The following is a 12,852-nucleotide window of genomic DNA, read 5'->3' on the forward strand; positions in this document are numbered from 1 at the left end:
CTTCTGACCCAGCACCGCAGTTCCCGTGCGATTCGTTCCTCAGTGGGCAGATCGGGTCAGGGCGACGTTGTGTGACGCCCAGACGCGAAATCGAATCAAGAGTGCGGCGAAAAAGTAACCTACGCGACCCCTCAGTCAGTAATTTGTCACCATTCGGTCAGTCTTGATCCTGCATCTTCGGTCGTCCGAAGATGAAAGGCAAGACCCGAAAACGCCGCAACAGCACCGCTGTTGCGCTGATGCGCATTGAGAAGACCCCCGTAGCGTACGTTTGGTTTACCTGTGGCCGGAAATTCGCCCATTCCATGGTGGCCATCGCCAAAAATCAAGCGAAACGTCAGTTTGGACGCCCGGAAGGCGCCGTTCCCGGGTCCGGCGGCGCCCCTTCGCCCGCTGGTCAGCCGTCCCGGGGCGGTCCGGCCGACGATCCGCTGACGCTCTCCTTCTGCGTACCGCCGCCCTTACCGTGCGTGAACACGGTCGTGGTGGGGGCTATGCAGGTGAATTTGTTACGGTCGTGACTGTGTTGCCGCGTATCAGTAAGGACGCCGCTCAGACCGGCCGACGTTACAAGCGATCTTGACAACGCACGCCACTCCGGAGCGCCCGGAGAAGGCCGACGAGAGGGGGGAAACCGGGTGAAAAGGCAAACCGCCCGCGCCGCGCGGTGGCGGGCGGGCGGTCGGCGGGACCGGGGCCGGGTCAGGCGGTCTCGCGGGTGATCTCGGCGCCGAGCTGGGACAGGCGCTCGGCGGTGTGCGCGTGGCCGCGGTCGAGGTAGTAGGCCGAGGTGATGGTGGTCTCGCCCTCGGCGGCCAGCCCGGCCAGCACCAGGGCGCTGCCGCAGCGCAGGTCGTGCGCCTGCACCTCGGCGCCGCGCAGCGGACGCGGGCCGTTGACCTTGGCGCGGTTGCCGTTGACCTCGATGTCGGCGCCCATCTTGCGCAGCTCGTCGGCCAGCTTGAAGCGGCCGTCGAAGATCCGCTCGTAGATGTAGGACGGGCCGTCGGCCAGGCAGGACACCGCCATGATCGGCGACTGCAGGTCGGTGGCGAAGCCGGGGTACTCGTCGGTGATGACGTTGATGGGACGCAGCGGGCGCTCGCGGCGCACCTGCAGCACCGCGCCCTGCTGGTGGAACTCCACGCCCATCTGCTCCAGCTTGTCGGCGGCCACGCCCAGGTGCTCCAGCGAGGCGCCCACCAGGTTCAGGTCGCCGCCGGTGATCGCGGCGGCCATGACGAACACGCCCGTGTCGATGCGGTCGGGCATGACGGTGTGCTCGACGGCGGTCAGCCCGTCCACGCCCTCCACGGTGATGAAGCCGGTGCCGCCGCCGCTGATGCGGGCGCCCATGGCCTGCAGCAGCGCGATGTGGTCGAGCACCTCCGGCTCCAGCGCCGCGTTCTTGATCAGCGTGGTGCCCCGGGCCAGCGCGGCGGCCATGATCAGGTTCTCGGTGCCGGTGTGCGACGGGGTGTCGCAGTACAGCGTGCCGCCGCGCATGTCGCCGGCCTTGATGTGGATGATCCCGTTGCCGTTGCCGTCCATCTGCTCGGTGACGGTGGCGCCGAGCCGCTTGAAACCGTTGTAGTGGAAGTCCAGGTTGCGGCTGCCCAGATTGCAGCCGCCCACGCCCTCGATCACGGCCTCGCCGAGCCGGTGCAGCAGCGCGGGGACGAACAGGAAGGAACCACGGAAACGGGAGGCGATGTCGGCCGGCAGGACCGGGCTGTCCAACCGGGACGCATCGATCACCAGGGTGCGCTCGGCCTCGTGCAGCTCGGCCTTGGCGCCCACGGCCCGGGCCAGCTCGACGGCGCGCCGCACGTCCTCGATGATCGGCACGTTGCGCAGGACCGTGCGGCCCGTGGCGGCCATCAGCGAGGCGCCGATCATCGGCAGGACGGCGTTCTTGGCGCCCTGGATGAAGACGGTGCCGTGCAGTCGCCGCCCGCCGCTGACGCGGTAGCGGACCTCGTGGCCCATGGTCATCCCGACTGACTCCTTTAGCTGCGAAAACGGTGTGTCCTGAGGCATGTGTGACTGGCCTGCCCGCCCGTCCGACGAGGAAACGGGGGTCGTGTGCCGAAGGCGCCGGACGGTGTCCCTGTGCGTCGGCGCGCCCAAGTAAACCACCGTGACGCCGATGAGACGTCCGGACCGGGGACCTCGTTCCGCCGGTCACATCGTTAGATCGCACGTCGGCCCCCCAGGGTTCGGATCGAGTGTCCTCAGGGTCTCCCGTTTCGCCGTAACGTGTCCCCCATGTCGGACTAAGGTGACGGTCTATGGCTGAAACATCCCCCGGCTGGGACGCGATCGACGGTGCACTCGCCCGAATCTACGGCGATGCCGAGCCGTACCACTGGGGAACGATCATCAAGTGGGCGCTGGGCGGGCCCGACCCGCTCGACGGCATCAGCGTCTACCGGCGCGAGGACCCGGTCCCGCACTGGCATTACGTTTCCTACGGGATGACCGAGCTGTACGACAAGCACTCCAGCAATCCCGACGAATCGGGCTGGGGCTTCGAGTTCACCTTCCGGCTGGTGCGCGATCCCGCCGAGTCCGCCGACGCCGAGCCGCCGGTCTGGCCGGCCAACTTCCTGCAGAACCTGGGCCGGTACGTGTTCAATTCGGGCAACTGGTTCGAGGCCGGGCACCACATCGACCTCAACGGCCCGATCGCCACCGACCGCGACGACACCGCGATCCGCGCCGCCGCGTTCGTCCAGGACCCGGAACTCGGGGCGATCTCCACACCGCACGGCCGCATGGAATTCCTGCAGGTGGTCGGGCTCGCGTACGACGAGTACGAGGCGGCCCGGGGCTGGAACACCGAATCGCTGCTGGACACGCTGAGCCCGCACCTGCCGCTTTTCGTCACCGATATCGACCGGGCCTCGCTGATGACGGATCCGGCCGTGGCCGAGACCGTGCGGCAGGGCGCCGCGCGCGACGGGTCGAGCCAGGGCTCGGTGTTCGTGGACGTCGTGAGCTGGAGCCGCGAGGCGGACACGGTCACGATCCGCCTGGGCGCGCTGCCCGCCCCGTCCATCGCCGAGGCGCTGCGCCGCCGCCTGCCGTTCGGCCGCGACCTGATCGTCCACGGGAACGACGCGCGGATCTGGTTCCGGCCCGGCGACGCCTACTCCGCCGTGGAGATCGACGACGAGGCGCTGGCGGTCACCGTCCCCGAGTCGGCGCTGGAGTCCGTGCTGGACGATCTGACCGCCGCCCTGCCCCCCGAGGCGGGCCGCCGGACGGTGCCGTCCCTGCCCGGCCTGGTGATCGACATCGAGCGGTCGGTCATCCGCGACGCGCGGTCGGGCGAGGCGACCGGCCGGGTCGTCGGCTGACGGCCGCTACCGTGCCTCCAGGACCTCCACCGGGTCGCCGACCGTCAGGGTGCCCAGGGTTCGCGGGACGGCGTTCTGGCCGAAGCGGATGCCGCGACCGATGGTCCGGTACGCGGCGAGGGTGCGCAGCGGCTCGCGTCCGCGTTCGCCGGTGTCCTGGTCGGTCGTGGTGATCACGCAGCGGGCGCACGCCTTGACCAGCTCGATCACCGTGGGCCCCACCCGCAGCAGCCGCGCCGCGTCCTCACCGAACGCGCCCAGCCCCTCGATCACCAGGTTGGGCCGGAACCGGTTCATCGGCAGCGGCTCGGCCAGCCGCGCGTTCAGGTCCGCCAGCGACTCGGCGGAGATCACCAGCAGCGGGTAGCCGTCGGCGAACGCGACCCGGCCGCCGGCCCGCGAGGTCGGCCGGTGGCCGGTGAAGCGCACCAGGCGGCAGTCGGCGCCCAGCAGCGCCGAGAACCAGGCGGCCGCCTCGTCGCCCTGGTCGATCCCCTCGCAGGCGGACCGGTGCACGAACACCTCGCGCACCGGCCCGTCGGCCACGGCCTTGTGCACCAGCGGCGTGACCCCGGCCGCCGGGCCGGCGACGTCCACGGTCAGGACCGCCCCGTCGAACGACGGCCGCAGCAGGGCCATCCGGGTGAAGTCCCGCTGCGACAGGAAACGCCCCTCGGGGGTGACGAGCATGAACTCCCGGTCGTGCGTCAGCCCCGTGGGCGTCAGCTCGGCGGTGCGCAGGGACGTGCCACGGCCGCTCTTGAACGGGTACACGTTCAGCTCGGTGAGCACTCCACGGGGGAGGTCGTCCCCCCTCGCGGGTACCGTCACGGCGACTCCTAGGGATGCTGCGCGCGCCCGGGGCGGTGTGCGGTGCGCGCGGTGCGGGTCAGGTGAGGGCCGCCAGGCGGTCGAAGACGGGGCCGAGGCGCTCCACGAACCGTTCGGGGCGGCACACCTCGTCCAGCCGCGCCTCGTCCAGGGCCAGCCCCGCGCCCTCGTTCCAGGAGGCGGCGTGCTTGCGCAGCGTCTCGCGGAACGGTACGCCCGTCTGCCAGGTCTCCATGGCGGCCTTCTGGACCAGCGGGTACGCCTCGTCGTCGCGCGACATGCCCATCTCCACCAGCTCCAGCAGCACCGTGGAGGTGTAGATCAGCCCGCCGGTCGACTCCAGGTTGGCCTTCATCCGGTCGACGTCCACCACCAGGCCGGACATCAGCCGGTTGGTCAGGTGCAGCATGTAGTCGAGCGCGGTGGACGCGTCCGGCAGCGCGATCCGCTCGGTGGAGGAGTGCGAGATGTCGCGCTCGTGCCACAGCGGGACGCCCTCCAGGACCGGGACGATCTGCGCCCGGACGATCCGCGCCAGCCCCGCCAGCCGCTCGGAGATGATCGGGTTCTTCTTGTGCGGCATGGCCGAGGAGCCCTTCTGGCCCTTGCCGAACGGCTCCCACAGCTCGCGCACCTCGGTGCGCTGCCCGTGCCGCACCTCCAGCGCGATCGCCTCGCACACCGTCGCCATGATCGCCAGCGCGGACGTCCACTCGGCGATGCCGTCGCGCAGCACCACCTGCGTGGACACGTCGGCGGGGCGCAGCCCGAGCCGGTCGGCGACCTGCCGCTCGATCGCCGGGTCGATGTTGGAGTAGGTGCCGACCGCGCCGGAGATCGCCATCACGCCGACGGCCTCGCGGGCGCGGCGCAGCCGGTCGCGGGAGCGTGCCATACCGAACGCGAAGTCGGCGACCCGGTGCCCCCACACGTCCGGCTCGGCGTGGATGCCGTGCGTGCGGCCGACGCGCAGCGTGGCGCGGTGCGCCAGGGCGTGGTCGCGCAGCGTGGCGACCAGCGCGTCCGCCTTGGCCAGCAGGATGTCGGTGGCCTCCACCAGCTGCAGGGCCAGCGCGGTGTCCAGCAGGTCCGAGGACGTCATGCCGAAGTGGACGTACCGGGCCGCCTCACGGGGCTCGGTGTTGTCCGCCCACGCCGACAGGAACGCGATCACGTCGTGCTGGGTGACCGCCTCGATCTCGTGCACCGCCTCCGGGGTGGGCGGCGGCGCGTTGCGCACCGGCTCGACCACCTCCGCCGGGATCGTGCCCGCCGCGGCGTGCGCCTCGACCACCAGGGTCTCGACCTTGCACCACAGCTCGTACTTGTGCGCGTCGCTCCAGACGCGCCCCATCTCCGGAAGGGTGTACCGTTCGATCACGCCCCCGATTCTCGCAGGTCGCGCGAGGTGCCCGGGCCCTGGGGGACGGGCTGTGCGGGGCCGGTCAGGCGCATTCGCGCCGGTCGCGCGGACGGCGCGGCGGCGCGGCGCACGACAGGGCGGGCGCGGGCGGCGGCTCCGGGTACCGAGGCCGGATGCCGCGGAAGGCGTCCGCACAGGTCTGCCCGTCGATCCGTCCCGCCAGATGCAGCAGGTACACCCGCAGCAGCCGCTCGTTGACGCTCCTCATCCGGTCCGCTCCCCCCGCTCGGTGATCTTCCGCGGCAAGTCTTGATCGGCGGGAGGGAGCGGGGGAAGCGCGGACGACCCGGCGTAAGGATCTTGTAAGCGGCGGCGCGCGCCGCTCAGGCGCCGGTCAGGCGGACTGGGCGGCGGCCTGCCGGGCGATGTCGGTGCGGTGGTGGGAGCCGCGCAGGCCGATCCGGCCGAGCGCCTCGTACGCGCGGTCGCGCGCCTGCGTCAGGTCCGCGCCGGTGCCGACGACGTTCAGCACCCGGCCGCCCGCCGACACCAGCCCGCCTTCGGGGCCGACGGCCGTCCCGGCGTGCAGGACGTAGGCGTCCGGCACCTGAGCGGCCTCCTTCAGCCCCGTGATCACGTCGCCCTTCGCCGGGGACGCCGGGTAGTTCTCGGCCGCCAGCACGACCGTCACGGCCGCGCCCGGACGCCACTCCAGGCGCGTGGACGGGGCGAGCCCGCCGATCGCGCACGCCTGCAGCAGCCCGCCCAGGGGAGTGGCCAGGCGGTCCAGCACGACCTGCGTCTCCGGGTCGCCGAAACGGGCGTTGAACTCCACGACCCGCACGCCCTTGGACGTCAGCGCCAGCCCCGCGTACAGCACCCCGACGTACGGCGTCTCACGGCGGCGCAGCTCGGTCACGGTGGGGAGCACGACCGTGTCCATCACCTCGTCCACCAGCCCGGTGGGCGCCCACGGCAGCGGCGTGTACGCGCCCATGCCGCCGGTGTTGGGGCCCTCGCCGCCGTCGTAGGCGCGCTTGAAGTCCTGCGCGGGCAGCAGCGGCACGGCGTGCTGGCCGTCGCTCAGCGCGAACAGCGACACCTCCGGGCCGTCGAGGTACTCCTCGATGACGACCCGCCCGCACGCGGCGGCGTGCCGCAGCGCCTCGTCGCGGTCCTCGGTGACGACCACGCCCTTCCCGGCGGCCAGCCCGTCGTCCTTCACCACGTACGGCGGGCCGAACGCGTCGAGCGCCGACTCGGCCTGGTGCGCCGACTCGCAGACGTGCGACGCGGCGGTCGGCACGCCCGCGGCGGCCATGACCTCCTTGGCGAACGCCTTGGACCCCTCGATGCGGGCGGCCGCGCGGTCCGGGCCGAAGCAGGGGATGCCCGCCTCGCGCAGCGCGTCGCCCACCCCGGCGATCAGGGGGGCCTCGGGGCCGACCACCACCAGCTCCGTCCGCAGCCGCCGGGCCAGCTCGACGACGGCGGTGGGGTCGGTGATGTTCAGCGCGTGGTTGTCGCCGAGCGCGGCGGTGCCGGGGTTGCCCGGCGCGCAGTGCAGGGCGGTGACGGCGGGGTCAAGGCTGAGGGCGCGGGCGAGCGCGTGCTCACGGCCGCCGGATCCAAGGAGGAGTACTCGCACGTCACGCGAGCTTAGCCGTCCGCCCGGAGGCGACTACGGGTCAATGCCGGTTAAGGCGCGTTGAGACGAGTTAAGGACCGGTTGGGAGCTGTCAGGAGCTGTTCAACGGCTGTCCTTGTGCAGGGCATACGCATGGGGGCGCGAACGTTGCGATAATGATGCGGGCGTCCGGACGGCGTAGTACGCCATGGCCCGGAGCCCCGCGCGTCCCCCCGGTCGAGTGACCACGAACACGTCGTGCGGCGTCAACCGTGCCGTCGCCCGCATCGTCTTATATGTCGACTGGTAGGCTACCGAGGCTGTGATCTGACGGCCGTGAGCGAAGGGAGGTGGTCGTGATGAGCCCTGGCGATCCTTGCAGTACGCCGGAACTCCCTCACAGTCCGATGTCGACTGTTCGTCCGACCGCCTCTTCCAGGCGCCCGGCCTCCGGCTTCGCGCGCTCCTCCCGCTGACGCACGGGTGAGCGCGCGCTGCGCGCGTGTGGCCGGCGGGTTAGGAGCAACCTCATGGCCATGACAAGGGTCCGCCCTGGTCGCGCGACGATGTCGCTTTTCCGGACGCGGGGACGACCGCACGCGTCCGGCTCCTCCAACGGCGGCCCGCTCCGCGACACCGCGGTGATCGACTGGGCCGCGTACATCGACGGCAACCGGGTGTCCACCGACACCGCCGCCGACGCCGTCCGCCTCATCCGCGACGGCCGCCTGACCGCCGACGGCGACAGCGCCGGCTTCGTGTGGGTCGGGCTGCACGAGCCGTCCGCCGCCGAGCTGACCGACCTGGCCGACGTGTTCGGCCTGCACCCCCTCGCCGTCGAGGACGCCATCCACGCCCACCAGCGGCCCAAGCTGGAGCGCTACGACGACGTCCACTTCCTGGTGATGAAGACCGTCGGGTACGTGCGGCGCGAGCCCGGCGGCGCCGAGGTCGTCGAGACCGGCGAGATCATGATCTTCTGCGGCGCCGACTTCGTGGTCACGGTGCGGCACGGCGCCCACGGCGAGCTGGGCCCGGTGCGGCGCCGCCTGGAGAAGAACCCCGAGCGCCTGGCCCTCGGCCCGGCCGCCGTCGTGCACGCCATCGCCGACAGCGTCGTCGACGGGTACGTGTGCGTCGCCGACGCCGTCCAGGAGGACATCGACGAGGTCGAGGAGGCGGTGTTCTCCCCCGACCGCACCGACGAGTCGCGCCGCATCTACCGGCTCAAGCGCGAGGTCATCCAGCTCAAGCGGGCCGTCGGGCCGCTGGCCGGGCCGCTGCGCAACCTGTCGGGCCGCCGCTTCGTGCCCGCCGAGATCAAGGAGTACCTGCGCGACGTCGAGGACCACCTGACCCGCGTGCGCGAGCAGGTCGAGTCCTACGACGAGCTGCTCAACCCGATCCTGCAGGCGCACATGACGCAGGTGACGGTCGGCGACAACCAGGACATGCGCCGCATCTCCGCGTGGGGCGCGCTGTTCATGGTGCCCACCGCGATCGCCGGGATCTACGGCATGAACTTCGAGTTCATGCCCGAGCTCAAGTGGAAGTACGGCTACCCGATGATCCTGGGGATCATCGCGGTGACCTGTGTGTCGCTGTACCGGGGCTTCCGGCGCAACGGCTGGCTGTGACCGGCCGTTCCCGCAGTGAGCCTCGCGGCGCTCGCTCGTTCGGGGGGCTCACTGCGGGATCGGCGCGGCCATCGGCCTGGGCAGCGGCAGGCGGTGCTCGGCGAAGACGGTGCGCAGCCTGTCGGGGTAGTCGGTGACGATCGCGTCCACGCCGTAACCGATGAACCGCGACATCTCCTCCGGCTCGTTCACCGTCCACACCACCACCGGAAGCGCCAGCGTCTGCGCCTCGTCCACCAGCACGGGCGTGGTCAGGTGGTGCTCGGGTGACAGCGCCGTCGCGCCGATCTTCATGGCGCTGCCGGCGGGGTCGTCGGGCGCCATCCCGGCCAGCCACGGGGAGTCGGGGACGAGCGTGCGCCGCTCCACCAGCGCGACCCGCCCGGCGGCGGGGGCGTGGCGCTGCGCGGCCGTCAGCACCCGCCAGTCGAACGCCAGCAGCCGGCTGCGGCCCGTCAGCCCGAACTCCTCCAGGACCTCCGCCACGGCGGCCGTGAAGCGCTCCACGTCGGCGTCCGGCCAGCTCGGGTCCGTCTTCAGCTCGACGGCGAGAACGACGTCGTACGCGCCGCTCAGCAGCGCGCAGGCCTCGGCCAGCGTCGGCAGCGAGGTGCCCGGCACCGGAAGCTGCGTCAGCACGAACGGGTCGTCGTCGCCGCGCGGGCGGCGCACGCCGGCCTCCAGCGTCTTGACCTGCTCCAGCGTCAGATCGCGGATGGCCCTGCCCACGTAGGGGAACAGCGGGTCGCCGGGACGCGCGGGCGCGGTGTCCGCCAGCGTCACGGGGGACAGCACCTGGTCGTGGTTCAGCACCACCACGCCGTCGGCGGTGATGCCGACGTCGAGCTCGATCGCGTCGACGCCGAGTTCCAGCGCGTGCGCGAAGCCCGCCAGAGTGTTCTCCGGTCGAAGTCCCCGTGCTCCCCGATGGCCGTGGAGCTCGACGGCTCCCCCGGTGAAAATCACGCGTGGAACGCTACAGCCTTGTCACTAACGAAAGGTGGCCGACCGGTGAGAAAACATGAAACCGCATGTAAGACGGTGTTCAGACGACGTTGCCCGCGCGGGCGCCGCGCTCAGACCAGCGGACGCAGCGACAGCGTCTGCTCGCGGCCCGGCCCCACGCCGATCGCGGAGATCTGCGCGCCCGCCATCTCCTCGATGGCCCGCACGTACGCCTGGGCGTTGTCGGGCAGGTCGGCGAACGTCTTGGCGCCGCTGATGTCCTCCTGCCAGCCGTCCAGGTACTCCAGGATCGGCTTGGCGTGGTGGAACTCGGTCTGCGACGGCGGCATCTCGTCGTGTCGGACGCCGTCGATGTCGTACGCCACGCACACCGGCACCCGGTCGAGGCCCGACAGCACGTCCAGCTTGGTCAGGAAGTAGTCGGTGATGCCGTTGACGCGGGTGGCGTAACGGGCGATCACCGCGTCGAACCAGCCGCAGCGGCGGTCGCGGCCGGTGGTCACCCCGTACTCGCCGCCGGTCTTGCGCAGGTACTCGCCCTGCTCGTCCAGCAGCTCGGTGGGGAACGGCCCCGAGCCGACCCGCGTCGTGTACGCCTTGAGGATGCCGATCACCTTGGTGATCTTCGTGGGGCCGAGCCCGGACCCGGCGCACGCGCCGCCCGCCGTGGGAGACGACGACGTCACGAACGGGTAGGTGCCGTGGTCGATGTCCAGCAGCGTGCCCTGGGCGCCCTCCAGCAGTACGACCTTGCCCTCGTCCAGCGCCTTGTTGAGCACCAGCGTGGTGTCGGTGACGTACGGGCGGATCCGCTCGCCGTACTCGACGTACTCCTGCACGATCGGGCCGGTGTCGATGCGGCGCCGGTTGTAGACCTTGGTGAGGACCTGGTTCTTCTCGCGCAGCGCCAGGTCGAGCTTCTGGGTGAGGATGTTGGGGTCGAACAGGTCCTGCACCCGGATGCCCATGCGGTTGATCTTGTCGGCGTACGCCGGGCCGATGCCGCGGCCGGTCGTGCCGATGCGGGCCTTGCCCAGATACCGCTCGGTCACCTTGTCCAGCGCCCGGTGGTGGGGCATGATCAGGTGCGCGTTGGCGGAGATGAGCAGCCGCTCGCAGGAGACGCCGCGCTCCTTCAGGCCGTCGATCTCCGACAGCAGCACGGCCGGATCGATCACCACCCCGTTGCCGATCACCGGGACCACGTCCGGGGACAGCACCCCCGACGGCAGCAGGTGCAGCGCGTAGCTCTCGTCGCCGATGACCACGGTGTGTCCGGCGTTGTTGCCACCCTGGTAGCGGACGACGTAGTCGACGTCCCCGCCGAGCAGGTCGGTGGCCTTGCCCTTGCCCTCGTCTCCCCACTGGGCCCCGACAAGAACGATGGCCGGCATGCCGATCTTTCCTTCCCACGACGAAGGCCCCTGGTCGCAAGCGCGAAGGGGCCTCTTGCGATCGCATCGTACCCGCCACCGGAGACAGAGGAAAACGCACCTCACGGCCCGGAGGGGCCATACATACCGGTTGCGGCGCCCGTGACGGGTGAGGTCAGGAGGTCAGCGCCTTGGCGGCCGCCTCGCTGCTGTCGCGCAGGAAGGTCCGGCACCGCTCGGCCTCGTCGTCCTCGCCGATGGCCGCGGCGGCCCGGCCGAGGGCGTGCAGGGCCCGCAGGAACCCGCGGTTGGCCTCGTGCTCCCACGGGATGGGCCCGTGGCCCTTCCAGCCCGCCCGGCGTAGCTGGTCGAGACCGCGGTGGTAGCCGGTGCGCGCGAACGCGTAGGAGTCGATGACGCCGCCCCGCGCGAAGGCCCGGTCGGCGAGCTCGGCCCACACGGCGGGGTAGTCCGGATGACGGGCGGCGACCTCGAACGGGTCGACGCCGCTCTCCAGCGCCTCGCGGGCATCAGCGTTGTCCGGAAGATGGGTGGGGGGCGGTCCGCCGAGCAGGTTCTGGGTCATGCGGCTCATCGTAAGTCCCACCAGCTCGTCCATATCAACTCGGTCGGCCGGGGGCTCCGGCCGCCCCGGCGGGTTCAGCCGTCGAAGTAGTGCCCCTCGACGCCCACCCCGCGGCGCGCCCGGACGGTCGCGCGCCGAGGGGTCTGCGTCGCGACCTGTCAACGTGGGGTGAGTTCGCCGTGCGCCTCGATCGAAAGGTCCTGTCCGTCGGCCCAGGTCTTGAGCCGGTCGGCGTAGACCTGCTGGAGCTTCTCGTAGAAGCCCTGGCCGAAGAGCACCCGCAGGGGCGGGGCGTCGGAGTCGACGATCTTCAGCAGTGTCCGCGCCGCGGCCCGCGGGTCGCCGGCGGGCTGCCCTCCCATGGTCTCGGCGAGGCGTCGGCGGAGACCGTCGTAGGCCGGGTTGGTCTCGGCCATGTGGCCGTTGGCGAGCGGATCGGGGTTCTTGCCGGACCTGGTGGCGAAGCCGGCGGGCTCCACCACGGTCACCTTGAGGCCGAACTCGGCGCCCTCGTGGGCGAGGGTCTCGTTCAGGGCCTCCAGGGCCCACTTGGAGGCCTGGTACGCGCCGCCGAGCGGCATGGCGATGAGCCCGGCGACCGAGGACAGCTGGATCACGTGTCCTGAGCCCTGCTCGCGCAGGTAGGGCAGCGCGGCCTGGAGGACCCACACCGCGCCGAACACGTTGGTCTCGAACTGGTCGCGCAGTTCCCGCTCGGACAGCTCCTCGATCGCGCCGATCTGGGCGTAGCCGGCGTTGTTGACGATGACGTCGAGACGGCCGAAATGATCCTTGGCCCGCCGCACGCTCTCGAAGACGGCGGCCTTGTCGGTCACGTCCAGTTCGAGCGGGAGCACCGCGTCGCCATAGGCGGCGACCAGCTCGTCAAGGCTTCCGGTGCTCCGTGCGGTCGCGGCCACCCGGTCGCCGCGAGAAAGAGCGGCCTCGACGAAACAGCGGCCCAGACCGCGCGACGAACCGGTGACGAACCAGACCTTGCTCATGACTTTTTCCGTTCTTCCGTTTGTCGGCTGTCGGACACCAGACACCGGCGACCCCGATCCTTGTGACAGGCGCGGCCCGGTGACGTGCGCCACAGCGGGCAGG

Annotated in this window: 12 protein-coding genes; 3 read left to right on the top strand and 9 right to left on the bottom strand. The window is 71.2% G+C overall.

Annotated features, from left to right (window positions below):
• The first annotated feature begins 191 nt into the window (after window positions 1–191).
• Window positions 192–521 carry a hypothetical protein gene (locus tag ABD811_RS41285; protein ID WP_344958777.1) on the top strand — a complete coding sequence of 110 codons (330 nt, stop codon included), beginning with the start codon at window positions 192–194 and terminating at the stop codon, window positions 519–521.
• 181 nt (window positions 522–702) lie between these two features.
• Here ABD811_RS41285 and murA read toward each other — a convergent pair whose 3' ends face one another.
• Window positions 703–1,989 carry a UDP-N-acetylglucosamine 1-carboxyvinyltransferase gene (gene murA, locus ABD811_RS41290; RefSeq protein ID WP_344958893.1) on the bottom strand — a complete coding sequence of 429 codons (1,287 nt, stop codon included), beginning with the start codon at window positions 1,987–1,989 and terminating at the stop codon, window positions 703–705.
• Window positions 1,990–2,291: 302 nt separating this feature from the next.
• Here murA and ABD811_RS41295 point away from each other — a divergent pair, with 302 nt between their 5' ends.
• Complete coding sequence (locus tag ABD811_RS41295; RefSeq protein WP_344958779.1) at window positions 2,292–3,362, top strand: suppressor of fused domain protein; 1,071 nt, start codon at window positions 2,292–2,294, stop codon at window positions 3,360–3,362.
• 6 nt (window positions 3,363–3,368) lie between these two features.
• On the opposite strand, the gene ABD811_RS41300 is transcribed toward ABD811_RS41295, so the two are convergent.
• From ABD811_RS41300 to purD, 4 genes are all read right to left on the bottom strand, one after another.
• Window positions 3,369–4,193: an MOSC domain-containing protein gene (locus ABD811_RS41300; protein WP_344958781.1), complete on the bottom strand. Its 825-nt coding sequence runs from the start codon at window positions 4,191–4,193 to the stop codon at window positions 3,369–3,371.
• 58 nt (window positions 4,194–4,251) lie between these two features.
• Window positions 4,252–5,574: an adenylosuccinate lyase gene (gene purB / locus ABD811_RS41305; protein ID WP_344958783.1), complete on the bottom strand. Its 1,323-nt coding sequence runs from the start codon at window positions 5,572–5,574 to the stop codon at window positions 4,252–4,254.
• Window positions 5,575–5,638: 64 nt separating this feature from the next.
• Window positions 5,639–5,824, bottom strand: coding sequence for a hypothetical protein (locus tag ABD811_RS41310; RefSeq protein ID WP_344958785.1), 186 nt, complete (start codon window positions 5,822–5,824; stop codon window positions 5,639–5,641).
• Window positions 5,825–5,950: 126 nt separating this feature from the next.
• Window positions 5,951–7,204: a phosphoribosylamine--glycine ligase gene (gene purD, locus ABD811_RS41315; protein WP_344958787.1), complete on the bottom strand. Its 1,254-nt coding sequence runs from the start codon at window positions 7,202–7,204 to the stop codon at window positions 5,951–5,953.
• Between the two features lie 545 nt (window positions 7,205–7,749).
• Between purD and ABD811_RS41320 the strand changes: the two genes are divergently transcribed.
• Complete coding sequence (locus ABD811_RS41320; RefSeq protein WP_344958789.1) at window positions 7,750–8,820, top strand: magnesium and cobalt transport protein CorA; 1,071 nt, start codon at window positions 7,750–7,752, stop codon at window positions 8,818–8,820.
• A 48-nt stretch (window positions 8,821–8,868) separates the two neighbouring features.
• On the opposite strand, the gene ABD811_RS41325 is transcribed toward ABD811_RS41320, so the two are convergent.
• From ABD811_RS41325 to ABD811_RS41340, 4 genes are all read right to left on the bottom strand, one after another.
• Entirely contained in the window at window positions 8,869–9,786 is a 918-nt protein-coding gene (locus ABD811_RS41325; protein WP_344958791.1) for a glycerophosphodiester phosphodiesterase family protein, read from the bottom strand.
• A 110-nt stretch (window positions 9,787–9,896) separates the two neighbouring features.
• Entirely contained in the window at window positions 9,897–11,180 is a 1,284-nt protein-coding gene (locus tag ABD811_RS41330; RefSeq protein WP_344958793.1) for an adenylosuccinate synthase, read from the bottom strand.
• A gap of 154 nt (window positions 11,181–11,334) precedes the next feature.
• Window positions 11,335–11,754, bottom strand: coding sequence for a DUF3151 domain-containing protein (locus ABD811_RS41335; RefSeq protein WP_344958795.1), 420 nt, complete (start codon window positions 11,752–11,754; stop codon window positions 11,335–11,337).
• A gap of 149 nt (window positions 11,755–11,903) precedes the next feature.
• Window positions 11,904–12,749: an SDR family NAD(P)-dependent oxidoreductase gene (locus ABD811_RS41340; RefSeq protein WP_344958797.1), complete on the bottom strand. Its 846-nt coding sequence runs from the start codon at window positions 12,747–12,749 to the stop codon at window positions 11,904–11,906.
• Window positions 12,750–12,852: the final 103 nt, after the last annotated feature.

Origin of the sequence: Actinomadura miaoliensis (assembly GCF_039536785.1) — a bacterium.
In the GTDB taxonomy this organism is placed as follows: Bacteria; Actinomycetota; Actinomycetes; order Streptosporangiales; family Streptosporangiaceae; genus Spirillospora; species Spirillospora miaoliensis.

Excerpts from the sequence above, each read along its gene's own strand:
- ABD811_RS41295 (WP_344958779.1), top strand. The coding sequence starts at position 2,292 with ATGGCTGAAACATCCCCCGGCTGGGACGCGATCGACGGTGCACTCGCC.
- ABD811_RS41285 (WP_344958777.1), top strand. The coding sequence starts at position 192 with ATGAAAGGCAAGACCCGAAAACGCCGCAACAGCACCGCTGTTGCGCTG.
- ABD811_RS41310 (WP_344958785.1), bottom strand. The coding sequence starts at position 5,824 with ATGAGGAGCGTCAACGAGCGGCTGCTGCGGGTGTACCTGCTGCATCTG.
- ABD811_RS41335 (WP_344958795.1), bottom strand. The coding sequence starts at position 11,754 with ATGAGCCGCATGACCCAGAACCTGCTCGGCGGACCGCCCCCCACCCAT.
- murA (WP_344958893.1), bottom strand. The coding sequence starts at position 1,989 with ATGGGCCACGAGGTCCGCTACCGCGTCAGCGGCGGGCGGCGACTGCAC.
- ABD811_RS41320 (WP_344958789.1), top strand. The coding sequence starts at position 7,750 with ATGTCGCTTTTCCGGACGCGGGGACGACCGCACGCGTCCGGCTCCTCC.
- ABD811_RS41330 (WP_344958793.1), bottom strand. The coding sequence starts at position 11,180 with ATGCCGGCCATCGTTCTTGTCGGGGCCCAGTGGGGAGACGAGGGCAAG.
- ABD811_RS41340 (WP_344958797.1), bottom strand. The coding sequence starts at position 12,749 with ATGAGCAAGGTCTGGTTCGTCACCGGTTCGTCGCGCGGTCTGGGCCGC.